12 protein-coding genes are annotated in these 14,420 nt (G+C 75.4%); 2 read left to right on the top strand and 10 right to left on the bottom strand.

Annotated elements, in window-relative coordinates:
* Positions 1-52: 52 nt before the first annotated feature.
* The 8 genes from ACZLMO_RS15100 to ACZLMO_RS15065 form a co-directional block, all read right to left on the bottom strand.
* Entirely contained in the window at positions 53-1,375 is a 1,323-nt protein-coding gene (locus ACZLMO_RS15100) for a hypothetical protein (protein ID WP_463654194.1), read from the bottom strand.
* 125 nt (positions 1,376-1,500) lie between these two features.
* The gene (locus ACZLMO_RS15095) at positions 1,501-1,980 is read right to left on the bottom strand and encodes a hypothetical protein (RefSeq protein ID WP_425715786.1); all 480 of its coding nucleotides are present in this window, start codon (positions 1,978-1,980) and stop codon (positions 1,501-1,503) included.
* A gap of 114 nt (positions 1,981-2,094) precedes the next feature.
* A complete protein-coding gene (locus tag ACZLMO_RS15090) occupies positions 2,095-3,318 on the bottom strand; it encodes an MFS transporter (protein WP_425715787.1) in 1,224 nt (407 codons plus the stop codon).
* Between the two features lie 82 nt (positions 3,319-3,400).
* Positions 3,401-6,904 carry an error-prone DNA polymerase gene (locus ACZLMO_RS15085; RefSeq protein WP_463654193.1) on the bottom strand — a complete coding sequence of 1,168 codons (3,504 nt, stop codon included), beginning with the start codon at positions 6,902-6,904 and terminating at the stop codon, positions 3,401-3,403.
* 225 nt (positions 6,905-7,129) lie between these two features.
* Complete coding sequence (locus ACZLMO_RS15080; RefSeq protein WP_425715789.1) at positions 7,130-7,753, bottom strand: hypothetical protein; 624 nt, start codon at positions 7,751-7,753, stop codon at positions 7,130-7,132.
* Positions 7,754-7,866: 113 nt separating this feature from the next.
* Positions 7,867-8,100, bottom strand: coding sequence for a ribbon-helix-helix protein, CopG family (locus ACZLMO_RS15075; protein WP_425715790.1), 234 nt, complete (start codon positions 8,098-8,100; stop codon positions 7,867-7,869).
* Between the two features lie 100 nt (positions 8,101-8,200).
* On the bottom strand, positions 8,201-10,090 hold the full coding sequence (locus ACZLMO_RS15070) for a Y-family DNA polymerase (protein ID WP_463654192.1): 1,890 nt from the start codon (positions 10,088-10,090) through the stop codon (positions 8,201-8,203).
* On the bottom strand, positions 10,087-11,028 hold the full coding sequence (locus ACZLMO_RS15065; protein ID WP_463654191.1) for a hypothetical protein: 942 nt from the start codon (positions 11,026-11,028) through the stop codon (positions 10,087-10,089). The genes ACZLMO_RS15070 and ACZLMO_RS15065 overlap by 4 nt, the downstream gene beginning before the upstream one ends.
* Before the next feature lie 177 nt (positions 11,029-11,205).
* On the opposite strand from ACZLMO_RS15065, the gene ACZLMO_RS15060 reads away from it, so the two are divergent.
* Both ACZLMO_RS15060 and ACZLMO_RS15055 read left to right on the top strand, forming a co-directional pair.
* Entirely contained in the window at positions 11,206-11,733 is a 528-nt protein-coding gene (locus ACZLMO_RS15060; RefSeq protein ID WP_425715793.1) for a YbhB/YbcL family Raf kinase inhibitor-like protein, read from the top strand.
* A 223-nt stretch (positions 11,734-11,956) separates the two neighbouring features.
* Complete coding sequence (locus ACZLMO_RS15055; RefSeq protein ID WP_463654204.1) at positions 11,957-12,370, top strand: tRNA (cytidine(34)-2'-O)-methyltransferase; 414 nt, start codon at positions 11,957-11,959, stop codon at positions 12,368-12,370.
* 40 nt (positions 12,371-12,410) lie between these two features.
* Here ACZLMO_RS15055 and ACZLMO_RS15050 read toward each other — a convergent pair whose 3' ends face one another.
* Together ACZLMO_RS15050 and ACZLMO_RS15045 are read right to left on the bottom strand one after the other, a co-directional pair.
* Positions 12,411-13,256 carry a TrmH family RNA methyltransferase gene (locus ACZLMO_RS15050; protein ID WP_425715795.1) on the bottom strand — a complete coding sequence of 282 codons (846 nt, stop codon included), beginning with the start codon at positions 13,254-13,256 and terminating at the stop codon, positions 12,411-12,413.
* A 53-nt stretch (positions 13,257-13,309) separates the two neighbouring features.
* Entirely contained in the window at positions 13,310-14,350 is a 1,041-nt protein-coding gene (locus ACZLMO_RS15045) for an LLM class flavin-dependent oxidoreductase (protein WP_425715796.1), read from the bottom strand.
* Positions 14,351-14,420: the final 70 nt, after the last annotated feature.

The raw sequence follows: 14,420 nt of genomic DNA, 5'->3' as shown, positions 1-14,420 counted from the left end.
TGGGAGCGTGCCCCCGAGGTGCTGGGTCGGGGCTGGCGTCAGGGGTGGTGGATCAGCCCTGGCCGTAGCCGCCGGGCTGGTAGCCGCCCTGCTGGCCGTAGCCGCCGGGCTGGCCGTAGCCGCCGGCCTGGCCACCGCCGTAGCCACCCTGCTGACCGCCGGGCTGGCCGTAGCCGCCGGCCTGGCCGCCGCCGTATCCGCCCTGCTGGCCGTAGCCGCCGCCCGCGCCGGCCGGCTGACCGGACGGGGTCTCGCCACCCTTGATGGTGCCGAGCGACGTGAGGGCGATCCAGGCGCCGACACCGAGCGCAGCGATCGCGAGGATCAGCATGAGGATCGCACCGAATCCGAGGCTCGCGCCGCCCGCGCCGGAGTCTCCGATCGCGTCGTTGGCGGTGCCGACGTCACCCGCGACGTCGATGAAGCCGATCAGACCGAGCAGGAAGATGAGCACACCGCCACCTGCCGCCGCGAGCGTGCCGATGGCCACCTTCTGCCGGATGGCGACGAGGACACCACCGGCGCCGGCGGCGAGCGCGGCCAGGAGGATGATGACCGCATAGCCGGTGTACTCGCCGAACCCGTTCCCGCTGTCGTTCGTCGTCTCGCCGAAGAACGAGTACTCCACGGATGCCCAGGGCAGAACGAGCGCGAGGATGGAGAGCACCGCGACGCCGAGCATCACCCAGCCGGAGATCGCCGGCGGGAAGAGCCTGAACGGCCCGATGGGCCCGCCGGCCTTGGCCGAGGTGGAGGTCGCCACGCCGTAGGCGCCGGCCTCTCCGTAGGAGCCCTGACCGCCCTGTGCGCCGTAGGCGTTGCCGCCGTAGCCGGCGGCCTGTCCGGCCGAGGCTGCCGACTCGTGCTGCGCGGGCGAACCGTAGGAGCTCGGCGAACCGCCGGCCGGGGAGCCGTAGCTGCCCTGCCCGTAGGCGGGCGAGGTCGACTGGCCGTAGCCCGCGGGCGCCTGGTCGGGCGACTGTCCGGACATCGGCTGCTGAGCCTGCTGCCCGTAGCCGCCCTGCTGGGCCGGAGGCTGCTGGCCGTAGCCGCCCTGCTGGGCCGGAGGCTGCTGGCCGTAACCGCCCTGCTGGGCCGGCGGCTGCTGGCCGTAACCGCCCTGCTGGGCCGGCGGCTGCTGGCCGTAACCGCCCTGCTGGGCCGGCGGCTGCTGCCCGTAGCCACCCTGCTGGGCGGGGGGCTGCTGCCCGTAGCCACCCTGCTGAGCGGGCGGCTGCTGCTGGCCGTAGGTCGGCATGGGGCGACGCGCGAGCATGGTCGCCTCGACGTCGTCCTCCGCCTCGGCGGGCTGGTTCTCGTCAGGCTGCGGAGTTCCGGGGTACTCGGGCGAGCCGGAGTTCGGCGGGTTCGTCATGACACGATCTAATCACGCGGCACCGACAGTACGTGCGACATTCTGGTGTCCGGGGAGAAGTCCCCATCGACCACGGGCGCCCGATCGGGATGGGTGCCGATCCCCCGGGCGACCGCGGGTGCGCGTCAACCCTGCGCGGCGGGCGGCTGCGGATCGATCTGCGTGAGCCCGGCGTCCTCGGCCTGCTCGCCGATGAAGGCGTCGAGGACCTCCGCCGCGAGGGTGTCGAGCTGGGCGCGCAGGGTCTTGGTCTGCGCCTTCCTGACCTTGGGGCTCATCGCCTCGAGCAGCGGCACGGCAGCCTCGATCTTCTCCAGCCGCCTGCGCCAGCCGGCCACGCGGGCGAGCTCGGCGTCGTCGTCGGCGGAAGCGACGAGGTAGTTGATCTGCTTGCGCACCACCTCGGCCTGGGTCGCGAGGTTGCCCGCGCCCGGCCGGACCGAGCCCGCGAGGCCCTTGACAGAGCCGGCGACCTTGTCGAACGCCGCGGGGTTCTTGTTGCGCAGGTCGATGAGGACGGGCCCGTACCGGGAGACGATCTTCCAGATGGCGGGGCCGGCGACGACGGCCACGTTGAGCAGCTTGGCGAGCGGGATGCGGGCCATGGACTCCCTTTCTGTGCGCGGCTCCAAGCGTCTCACGAGGAGGCGGGAGGGTGCGCGGCGGACGGCGCTCCGGCTGACGACCTGTGCCCCGCTGATGGTTCGCGCAGCGGCCGGTCAGGGGACGGGAGGGTGCGCGGCGGACGACGCACCCGCCGCGGGGCGGCGCGGCAGCAGGAGGGCGAGCACGCCGGCGAGCCCGAGCAGGACGACGGCGCCGACCACCGTCGCGCCCCACTGGCCCACGTCCCAGGCGAGACCGAGGACCACGCCGCCGACCGAGGAGCCCAGGTAGTAGAAGAGCGTGTACCGGCCGGACCCGTCGGAAGGCCTGGGGCTCAGGCGGGCGGCGTTGGCCGAGGCGAGCGCGTGGAGGACGAAGAATCCGCCGGCGAGGAGGAACAGGCCCGCCCAGATGAGGACCATCGGCGTCGCGAGCGTGAGGAGCACGCCGCCGACGCACACCGCCAGCCCGAGCAGGATCCCGGCCCTGATTCCCGTGCGCGCGGCCAGACGCCCGGCGTAGGCGGACGTGAACGTCCCGGCGATGTAGGACAGGTAGAACATCGAGCCGAGCCCCGCGCCCAGGGAGTAGGGCGGCAGCGAGGTGCGGAAGCTGATGACGTTGTAGACGCCGACGAAGGTCGCCATGCCGAGGAACGCGAGGCCGTAGAGGACGAGTCGGCTGCGCCGGGCCTCGGTGGTGTCCGGCCGGGCGGGGTTCGCCCGTCGGCCGCCGCGCGCGGGGGCGTTCCGGGCGGGCGGCAGGAGGAGGTGGGCGACGATCGAGAACACGGCGCCGAGGACGCACACGACGACGATCGCGCCGCGCCAGTCGACGAGCTCCGAGGCGAACCCGGCGAGCACGCGGCCACCCATGCCGCCGAGCGTGTTGCCGGCGATGTAGAGGCCTCCGACACGCGTGATGGCGTTCGGGTGGATCTCCTCGGCGACCCATGCGAGCGCGGCAGCAGGGACGCCCGCGAGCGCCGCGCCCTGGATCGCGCGGAGGACGAGCATGAGCGCGAAGCTCGGGGCGATCGCGCTCGCCACCCCGGTGACCACGGAGACGACGAGCCCGCCGATGATGATCGGCTTGCGCCCGAGGTGCTCCGAGAGGCGGGCGAGCGGGAGCACGGCGATCGCGAGGGCGAAGGTCGTGACGGTCATGAGCATCGTCGCCGACGTGGCCGAGACGTCGAGGTCCTGCGCCGCCACGGCCAGCAGCGGCTGGACCGAGTAGATCATCGCGAAGGTGGCGATGCCGATGGCGAACAGGGCGAGCAGCGCACGTCGGAAGGCCGGCTCACCGCTGCGGTGGCCGAGGAAGGCGCTGCTCACCCGGTCACCATAGGACGGCCGACGACCGGCTCGGCGTGGTCGACCACTCTCGCGCCGGGGCCGTCGACCACCGCCGTCCACCTCACCGGAAGTCGCGCGACGTGGTGGAGACGCTGAGGCTGAGCGGGGTGATCTGGTCGGCGACGAGGTTCGTCACGCCGTCCGCGCGCTCGACGATGCCGCGGATGACGAGGGCCGCGGAGGTGCGCGCGGCCTGCCGGTACCGCGCCCACACGCCGGCGGAGCACACGACGTTGGCGAGCCCGGTCTCGTCCTCGAGCGAGAGGAACGTGACGCCGCGCGCGGTGTGCGGTCGCTGCCGGTGGGTGACGACGCCGGCGGCGCGCACCCGGCGCCCGGACTCGGCCCGGGGCAGGTCGGCGAGGCGGAGCACGCCCGCATCGTCGAGGTCCGCGCGGCGGTACTGGGTGGGGTACGTGCCCGGGGAGACGCCGGTCGCCCACACGTCGGCGACGGCGGTCTCCACCTCCGTCATGCCGGGCAGCTCGGGGGCGCTCACCCCGGGGGTCGTCCCCGGCAGGGGCGGCTGGATCCACCTCTCGCCCGACGACGAACGGCGCGTGGTCCCGTGCGCGCCCGCGAGCGCCCCGGCCGTCCACAGGGCCTGGCGACGGTCGCCGCCGAGGTCGAGCGCGCCGGCGGTGGCGAGGGCCTCGAGCTGGGCGGTGGTGAGGTCGACGCGTCCGGCGAGGTCGGCGATGCTCGCGTACGGCCCGCCGTGGTCGCGCTCGGCGACGATCCGCTCCGCGGCCTCCTCCCCCACGCCCCGCACGGCGGCCAGGCCGAGGCGGATCGCCCGCCCGGGGTCGGGTCGCACGAGCCGAGCCACGGACTCGACGGGGGCGACGCCGCCGGGGGTGTCGTCGTCGGGCGTGGGGGTGTGCCCCTCGGGCGCGACGACGACGCTCGCGTGCACGGACGAGCCGTTGATGCTCGCCCGCTGGACGCGCACACCGTGGCGGCGGGCGTCGGCGACGAGGGTCTGCGGGCTGTAGAACCCCATGGGCTGGGCGCCGAGGATCGCGGCGTAGAACGCCTCCGGGTGATGGACCTTGAGCCAGGCGGACGCGTAGACGAGGTAGGCGAACGAGAAGGAGTGGGACTCGGGGAAGCCGAAGTCGGCGAAGGCCTTGAGCTTGTCGAAGATCTGCTCGCCGACGCCCCGGTCGATCCCGTTGCCGGCCATGCCCTCGATGAGCCGGGCGTGCAGGGCCTCCATCCGCTCCTCGGAGCGCTTGGCGCCCATGGCCTTGCGGAGCTGGTCGGCCTCGGCGGGGGTGAAGGAGGCGGCGTCCATGGCGATCTGCATGAGCTGCTCCTGGAAGAGCGGGACGCCGAGGGTCTTCTCGAGCGCGGGACGCAGCAGGTCGTGGAGGTAGGTGACCGGTTCCCGGCCGAGCCGGCGGTTGATGTAGGGGTTGACCGAGTTGCCCTGGATGGGGCCGGGGCGGATGAGGGCCACCTCGACGACGAGGTCGTAGAAGGTGCGCGGCCGCAGCCTGGGCAGGGTGGCCATCTGGGCGCGGGACTCGACCTGGAAGACGCCGACGGTGTCCGCGGCGCAGAGCAGGTCGTAGACGGCGTCGTCGTCCTGCGGGAGGTTGTGCAGGCCGAGCGGGCGGCCGTCGACGCCGCGGACGCCGCGGTCGGTGAGCTCGGTGAACGCCAGGCGGAGGGCGGTGAGCATGCCGAGGCCGAGGAGGTCGAACTTCACGAGCCCGGCGTCGGCGCAGTCGTCCTTGTCCCACTGCAGGACCGTGCGGCCGGGCATCGTGGCCCACTGGACGGGGCAGACCTCGATGACGGGGCGGGAACACAGGACCACCCCGCCGGAGTGGATGCCGAGGTGACGGGGCAGGCGCAGGAGCTGCTCGGCGATGTCCACGACCTCGCCGGGGATGCCGGAGACGTCGTCGGCGCCGGGGGCGGGCGCCGAGGGCGGTGCGGCCTCAGGGGCGATCACGGGGGCGACGCCGGAGCGGCCGACCTGCTCGACGTCCCACCAGGTGGTGCCCGGCCAGCGCGGGTCCTCGGGGGTGGCGGGGGCGGAAGAGGCAGCGGGCGCGGGGGTACCTGACGGTGCGTCCGGGACCTCGTCACCGGCGTCAGGAGTCCGGAGTGACCCCCACCGCTCGACGCTCTTCGCCCACGCGTCCTGCTGGCCGGTGCCGTGGCCGAGGGCGCGTGCGGCGTCGCGGACGGCGGAGCGGGGTCGGTAGGCGATGACGTTGGCGACCTGGGCGGCGTGCTCGCGGCCGTAGCGCTCGAACACGAACTGGATGACCTCCTCGCGGCGGCCGGACTCGATGTCGAGGTCGATGTCCGGCGGGCCGGAGCGCCCCGGCGAGAGGAAGCGCTCGAAGAGGAGGCGGTGGGTGACGGCGTCGACGGCGGTGATGCCGAGCGCGAAGCAGACGGCGGAGTTGGCGGCCGAGCCGCGGCCCTGGCACAGGATCCCGTTCTCGACGCAGAAGTCGACGATCTGGTGGACGATGAGGAAGTAGCCGGGGAAGCCCAGCTCGTCGATGATCTCGAGCTCGTGGTCGATCATGTCCCACGCGCCGGGGATGCGCTCCGCCCCGCGGGGCCCGTAGCGCCGCTCCGCCCCGCGATGGGTGAGCTCGCGCAGCCACGTGGCCTCGGTATGGCCGGGCGGAACGGGGTGGGGCGGCAGGTCCGGGGCGACGAGCCGCAGGTCGAACGCGAGCTCGGCCGCGAGGTCCGCCGCGGCGGTCACCGCGTGCGGGTGGTGCCGGTGGATGCTCAGCATCTCCTCCGCGGAGCGCAGGTGGGCGGGCGCGGCGGGCAGCCAGCCGTCGATCTCCTCGAGCGAGGCCCGGGCACGGGTGGCGGCCATGACGTGGGCGAGCGCCACGTCCTGCGGTCGCGCGCAGTGCACGCCGCCGGTGGCCACGAGGGGCAGGCCCGCGTCCTCGGCGAGCTGGGCGAGCGCGGCGGAGCGGACCTGGTCGAGCGGGTCGCCGGTGTCCGTGATCTCGACGGCCACGTTGTCCCGGCCGAACCTCTCGGCGAGGCGGGCGAGCTCGCGGGCCGCGGAGGCGGGTGCGAAGCGGCCGCGCTCGGGCTCGAGCGCGCGGCGGACGGCCCCCTTGCGGCAGCCGGTGAGGATCATCCACTGCCCGGCGGCGGTGTCGGCGAGCTCGGCGAGGTCGTAGCGCGCGCGGCCCTTGACGCCGGTGGCGAGATGGGCGCGGGAGATCGCGGCGGAGAGCCGGGCATAGCCCTCGCGGCCGCGGGCGAGGACGAGGAGGTGCTCGCCGTCCGGGTCGGCCGGGCCGCCGAGACCGTGGGTGCCGCCGCCGGCCGCGGCGGAGGTCCGTCCGGTGGAGCCGATCCCCAGCTCGGCGCCGATGACGGTGGGCAGGCCGAGGGTGCGGGCGGCCTCCGCGAGCCGGACGACGCCCGGCAGGCCGTCGTGGTCCGTCAGCGCGAGCGCCTCGAGGCCCAGGCGGGCGGCCTCGGCGGCGAGGTCCTCGGGCAGGTTGGCGCCGTCGAGGAAGGAGAAGGCCGAGTGCGCGTGCAGCTCGGCGTAGCGGGCGCCCACGGCCACCTCCCGGGTCTGCACGGCGGCGCCCGGATCTCGAACGCATGTTCGAGGATAGCGGCGGGGGCCGACAGCGGCGAGCGGGCACCACACGCTGCCCCACGCCACGAATGGGGGGCAAGCGACCAGAATCCTGCCGGAAAATGGTCGCTTGCCCCCCATTCGTGGAGGCGCGTGCTGACGAGGCCGCGTCAACGGGGGTGCCGGCGGCCGGAGACCGCCGGGTCAGCGGCTGGAGGTGACCCCGATCGCCGTGGCCGCGCCGGCCGCGAGGCCGAGGAGGGTGTGCGGCGCCGGGATACCGCGAGCGCCGAGGTACTTCGCGCTCTGGTGGCCGATCGAGTCGACGACGACGAGCGTCGCGAAAGCTGCGCCGCCGTAGACCGCGCGGCGGGCGATCGTCGCGCCGCGGGACTCGGGGTCCGGGGCGTGCGGGCGGGGCCGGTCGGCACCGAACTGCACGAGGCCCTTGGGGAGCTTCGCCTTCCGGGCACGGTCCTGGACGACGGCCCACGCCGTCACTCCCCCGAGGATCCCCAGCTTGAGCACCGCGCGGGCGCCGCGGCCGTGCAGGACGTCCGGCAGCGCCATCCAGGCCGCGACGGCACAGCCGGCGACGGCCGCGCCGGGCAGGTCGGAGAAGGGGTGAGCCTCCGCCGCTCCCCGCGCGTCCTCGATGCGCATGGGCGTGGCCGCCGAGGCCGGCGCCCACGCGGAGTTGGGGTCGGCGTTCGGGCCGGGCAGGGTCGGCCGGCCGGCCGCGTCGGGCGAGGAGGCATTCGGCAGACGGTCACCGCCGGGTCGTCCGACGACGGAGCCCGAGCGAGCGGTCGGAATCTGCTGGGTCATGGCACTCCTGTGACGCGACGGAAGACGGGCACCTGCGAGGCTATCGCTCCGACGCCGTCACGCGCGCGGGAGTCTGCGAGACGCACCGTGCTTGAGCGCACTGCTGTGGACCTTCATCCGGCAAAGTCAGCAAGGGCGGACCGGATGGCGTCCGACCTGCTCATGTGGTTCTCCCCCGCCTTGGCGTCGAGCGCGTCCAGCTCCTCGACCGTCAGACGAACGGCAACCACCTGCATCGGCACCGCACCACGCCCCGGGCGACCGCGTCCACGCCGCTTGAGCTCGTCGACGTCGCACCCTCGCTCGGCCTCGTCGACCCACTTCTGGATCTGCTCCTCGCTCGCCATCGCAATATCGTATGACGATAATCGCCAGCGGGCCAATGTGTGCTCGACAATCACGCCCCAGACGTCCGACCTGCTCATGCGGTTCGCGCACGACCGTCCGTCAGTCGTAGACCGCATCGAGCAGCCAGCCGTCGCTCGTGCCGACGAGGAGCACCGCCTGCGGCTGGTCGCCGACGAGGCGGGCCTGCAGGTAGACGCGGTCCCGGTCGGCCAGATCCTCGGCCGCGAGGTACTTCCCCCCGGCGCCACCCGGTGGTGTCGACGTCGTGCGTCCTTCCGGCCGTATCGACGCCGCGCGACCTCGCGGCGACCCCGACGTCGCGCCTCCTCCCGCGGGCCGTCGCCCACGCGCCCACCAGCGCTCGACCACCGGCCACGGCCCCGCCCAGCCGGCCACGCGCCGCGGCTCGGGCAGCAGGACGCTCGCCGGGTCGGCGTCGAGCAGCCCGCGCGCGCCGAGGCGGACGTCGGCGCCGTCGGCGTCGAGGACCCGCACCGGGCGGGGCTCGGCGAGAACGGTCGCGGGCCACGGGTCGGGCGTGGCCCCGGGCCAGGGGGCGTCCGGGCGGCGCAGCGGCGTGGCGTCGTCGCCCCAGGCGACCAGGCGGGTGGTCGAGCGCGGGTCGCGGCCGCCCTGGAGGACGGGGACGAGCACGGACTCGGGACCGAGCAGCCCCTGGACGCGCAGCGCGGCGCGCTCGGCCTGGAGCCGCCCCCGCCGGCCCGGCCCCCACAGCACGTCCTGCAGCGCGCCGGCGGGCGCGACCTCCTGGGCCACGAGGACGAGCTGGGTCAGCGGCGCCGACGGTGCCCGCCCCGAGCGGCCGGACAGCCAGCCCTCGAGCTGCCAGCGCACGCGGTCGGTGAGCTCGGCCGCCGTCGGCGGTCCGTCGAGCCCCCACGTGCGGGCGAGCTCGTTCCCGTCCTCGGTGCGGGCGCGGACCTCGAGGCGCCCGCAGACCACCCCGCGTCGGCGCATCCGCTCGGCGAGGTCCTCGGCGAGGGCGCGGGCGGCGAAGGCGGCGACGTCGCTGCGCTCGGCGGGCGGGTCGAGGACGCTCGACGCCGTGACGTCCTCGAGGGGGCGGCGTGCGGCGGGCGGTCGGGCGTCGAGGCCGCGGGCGAGGCGGTGGGCGGTGAGGCCGACGGGTCCGAACCGGGCGGAGACGTCGGCGGCGTCGAGGGCGGCGAGCGCCCCGAGGGTGCGCAGGCCGAGCCGGCGCAGGACGTCGACGAGCTCGGCGGTCGCCCGGGCGGCCTGCGCGCTCCGCGCGGCGTAGGCGAGCACCCCGACGTCCTGGGCCGCGAGGAACTCGAGCGTGGCGCGTTCGCCGGGGGCGACGACGACGCCGGCCCGCGCGGCGAGGGTGGCCGCGAGCGTGCCGTCGGCGAGGCCGACCTGGGACTCGGCGCCGGTGTCCATCGCGACGGCGGTGACGAGCCGCTCGGCGAGCGCCTCCTCCCCTCCGGCGTGCCGCGCGGGCCCGCGGGCGGGGAAGGTGAGCAGCCCGGGTCGCAGGACCTCGACGAAGGCGACGACGTCCTCGACGGACTGCGCGACGGGCTCGAACGCGCGGGCGTCGCGGACCGGGTCGGCGGCGATCAGGGTGATCCCGGGGCAGACCTGCTGGGCGCTGCGGCGGCGCATGCCGCGGCGCACCCCGGCGCGCCGGGCGGCCACGGACGTGACGACGACGGCGCGCTGGTCGTGCACGCCGACGGACTCGCCGACACCGACGAGCCCCTCCGTCACCGCGGCGGCCACCGGCCAGTCCGGTACCCACACGACGACCCGGCGCACGGCGGGCGGGCCGGAAGGCTCGGCGGCGTCCGGCCCGGAGGGCGCGGGCGCGCCGGTCCGGCCGGCGGAGTCGACGCGGACCCCCTCCGCGCCGAGGGCACCGTCCGACGGGACGGTGCTCGCGGACGCGTCGCCGCCGGCCGTGAGGTCGAGCGCCGCCTGCGTCGACGCGGGGGCCTCGGCACTCACGCGCCCACCGCCCGCAGCTCGGTCCGGCCGGCGGTCGCCCGCGCCCCGCCACCGACCTCCGCGCCCTCCACACCCTCCGCGTCCCCGGGCAGCGCGGAGACGCCGTCGGCGCCGAGGAGCACGCGGACGGACCCGCCCGCCGCGGCGCCGCGGCGGCCGTCGATCGCGACCTCGACCTCCTGGGCGGTGAGCAGCCCGCGCCCCGGCGCGAGCCCCTGCCACGAGCGCCCGCGCACGGAGAGCACGGCGTCCGCGCCCTCCCAGTCGTGCGCGGTCAGCAGGACCGAACCGCGCAGCCGGAGCCGGGACAGCAGCGAGCGCCGGTCCCGCGGCGCCATCGCGGTGCAGCGGCCGACGAGGAGCACCTCGACGCCGTCGACGAGCGCGCCGAGCACCGCGGGCGCGCCCGGTCCCGGGTCGGGCACGACGACGACCCGGTCGAGCGGGAGGCCGGCGGCCGCGGCGGCGTGCCACCCGACGTCGGGCATCGCGGTGAGTGCCGCCCAGCCCTCCTCGCCGCAGGCGGTGCCGGCGAGCGCCAGCAGGAGCGCGGCCGAGCCGGTCACGCGGGTCACCGTGCCGCGCGGCAGCCCGGCGGGCAGCAGCGGGGCGAGCGCGGCGGGCACGGGCAGGTGCTCGGCGTCCCCCGACGTCGTCCGCCGGCTCCCGGGGCGCGCCTCCCCCGCCCGGACCGCCACCGAGGAGGAGGCGTCCCCGCCCGGGTGAGCACCGCCGTCGGGGGCATTCCCGCCGAGATGAGCACCGCCGTCGGGGGCATTCCCGCCGAGGCGAGCACCGCCGTCGGGAGATGCCCCGGACTCGTGACCGGAGGCCTCGGAACCGCCGACCACCCGCAGGCGCGTGCGCAGCCCCGTCGCCGTCTCGGCGCGGGCCAGCGCGGCGCGCGCCGTCGCCAGCCGGTCCTCCTGCCCCTCCATCGCGCGCTCCTCCCACGACCTCGACCGAACATCTGTTCGAACATGATGGTAGGGCGGGGCACCGACACCGCACCAGGGGGCGTCGTCTCGCGTGCGCGTCGCTGGCCGCTCCCCCGGCCCGCGCCCCCTAGGTTGGAGATGCGCCTCGACGCGCGGCCCCGGAGGGAAAGGACCGTCATGAACCTCGACCGACCGCTCGCCCAGCACCCCTACGACAAGCTGCCCGCCGTGCCGGACTTCACGGTGACGTCCACGGACGTCACCGACGGGCAGCCGATGGACCCGCAGTTCTCCGGTGCGGGTGAGAACGTCTCGCCCCAGCTCGCGTGGTCGGGCTTCCCCGCCGAGACCCGCAGCTTCCTCGTCAGCTGCTACGACCCGGACGCGCCGACGCCGTCGGGCTGGTGGCACTGGACCGTGGTCGACCTCGACAGCTCCGTGACCGAGCTGCCCACCGGCTCCGGGGAGTCGGACCTCATGCTGCCCGGCGCCGCGTTCCACGTGCGGCACGACGGCGGCGAGCAGTCCTACTTCGGCCCGCTCCCGCCCGAGGGCGACCGGCCGCACCGCTACGTGTTCGCGGTGCACGCGCTCGACGTCGACACGCTCGAGGTCGAGGAGGACGCCACGCCGGCGGCGGTCGCGCTCCAGGCGACGTTCCACACGATCGCCCGCGCGATCGTCACGCCGACGTTCCAGCGCTGACACCTCTTCCGGGCCACGCGCCCGGCCGACGCCCCGGCGGTCCGACCAGGTCCGCCGGGGCGTTCGTCGTCGGTGACCGAGCACCCGCCGGACGGCCGGTCCACGACGTCGCAGCACCCGACGACGCGGACCGTGGAGTCGCCGACCCTGGCACGATGCACCGGTGCTGCACGTCGTCCTCGTCCACCCGCTCATCCCACCGAACACCGGCAACGCCATCCGCATGACGGCCGGCGTCGGGGCCCGGCTCCATCTCGTCGAGCCGCTCGGGTTCGAGCTCACAGACGCGCACCTCCGCCGGGCCGGCCTGGACTACCACGACCTCGCCGACACCCGCGTCCACGCCGACCTCGACGCCTGCCTCGCGGACCTCGAGGAGTCCGGGGCCGGGTCGCTGTGGGCGATGACCGGGCGGGGGGAGCTCGGCCTCGGCGAGGTGACCTTCGGGCCCGACGACGCGCTGATGTTCGGCACCGAGACCACCGGCCTGCCGGAGGAGATCCTCGCCCACCCGCGCGTGACGGGGCGCGTGCTCATCCCCATGCGGCCGGGGGTGCGGTCGATGAACCTGTCGAACTCGGCGGCCGTCGCGACCTACGAGGCATGGCGGCAGCTGGGGTACCCCGGCGGGGTCTAGGGGCGGGGACTCACGGGTGGCCGGCGCGATCCGTGCCGGATCACCGCACCCGGGTCGCCCAGAACAGCACCGCCGAGCTCGCGGCCACGTTGAGAGAGTCGACCCCGCCGCTCATCGGGATGACGACCTCGAGGTCGACCGCCCGCATCGTCGCCGGCTTGAGGCCGTGGCCCTCCGAGCCGAGGACGATCGCGAGCCGCTCGGGCGGCTCGGCGGCGAGCTCGTCGAGGGCGATCGACCGCTCGGACAGCGACGCCGCCGCCACCGTGAACCCCGCCTCCCGCAGCGCCCCCACGCCGCCGGGCCCGTGCGGCCAGGTGGGCAGCCGCGTCCACGGCACCTGGAAGATCGTGCCCATCGAGACGCGCACGGCCCGCCGGTAGAGCGGGTCGGCGCAGCTGGGGGTGACGAGAACGGCGTCGACGCCGAGGGCCGCCGCGCTGCGCACCACCGCCCCGACGTTCGTGTGGTCGACGATGTCCTCGAGCACCGCGATCCGCCGGGGCGCGGGACGGTCGGCGGGCTCGAGGATCTCGCTCAGCGGCGGCGGGACCGGCCGGTGCATCGCTGCGATCGCCCCGCGGTGCAGCCGGAAGCCGACGATCTCCCGCAGCAGCGGCTCCTCGGCGACGAACACCGGGACCTCTCCCCCGTCCGGCGCTCCCGTGGCGGTCTCGAGCACCGGTGCCAGGTCGTCGAGCCAGCGCGGCGCCGTGAGTACGGACCGCGGCCGGTGCCCCGCCTCGATCGCACGCGTGATGACGGTCGTCGACTCGGCCATGTACAGCCCCGCGGGCTCCTCCGTGCGCACGCGCAGCGCCACGTCGGTGAGGTCGCGGTAGTCGCTCAGGCGGGGGTCGGCGAGGTCGGGGACGGGTACGAGCACCGACACATTGTCCGACGCCGGAGCTCACCTCCGTGCATCGCGTCGCGTTCCGGTCAGGCGGCGGCCTCGGCGTCGAGCCCCCACGCCTCGGCGAGGAGGGCGAACGACCGCAGCCGGACCTCGGGGTCGTAGGCATAGGTGACGGTGATGATCTCGTCGGCGTCGGTGGCGTCCGCGATGCCCTCGAGCTTCTCGACGACCTGCTCGGGCGTACCGATCGCGGAGACGGCCTGCATGTTGGCGGTGGCGTCGAGGATGCGCTGCGGGACGACGCTCGTGATGTCGTCGACCGGCGGCTGCAGCAGCTCGCGGGCGCCGGTGACGATGCCCGCCGCCATCATCTGGTGGGTCGTGAAGATCCGCTTCGCCTCGGCCTCGGTGTCCGCGACGACCACGTTGACGCCGACCATGAGGCGGGGCGCGTCGATCTGCGCCGTCGGGGCCTCGGTGGAGAACTGCGCCCGGTAGACGCCGACGGCCTCGGCGAGCGCCTGGGGTGCGAAGTGCGAGGCGAACGAGAACGGCAGGCCGAGCTGGCCGGCGATCGAGGCCCCGTTGAGGGAGGAGCCGAGGACCCAGATCGGGACCTCGGTGCCGCCGGCCGGGACCGCCTGGACCCGGGAGCTCGGCGCCGTGTTGGCCTCGGAGAAGTAGCCGCGCAGCGCGAGGATCTCGCGCGCGAAGGACTGCGGGTCCGCCTCGCCGCGGCGCAACAGGGAGGCCGTGACCTGATCGGTGCCCGGCGCGCGGCCGAGGCCGAGGTCGACCCGGCCCGGCGCCACCTGGGCCACGGTGCCGATCTGCTCGGCCACCGACAGCGGCGGGTGGTTGGGGAGCATGACGCCGCCCGAGCCGATGCGGATACGGCGCGTGCGCTGGGCGGCGAGCGCCATGAGCACCATCGTCGCGGAGGACAGGAACGTCTGCGTGTTGTGGTGCTCGGCGAACCAGTAGCGGGAGTAGCCGAGCCGGTCGGCCTCCTCCGCGGCGCGCATGGCGTTCTCGATCGCCTGCTGCGGGGTGCTGCCGGCCGGGCGGCCCACGAGCTCGAGGACGGACAGATCGGGACGCTTGGCGGCTGATTCGGTGCTCACACCAGCGTCAGCGCGGCCGGGCGCGGGTCTATTCCCGGTCGGGTGCCCCCGTGCACCACGAGATCAGGTG

It is taken from the genome of Georgenia sp. G2120 (genome assembly GCF_055326485.1).
Note: the sequence above shows the minus strand (reverse complement) of the source record. Positions and strands in the feature narration are given on the sequence as shown.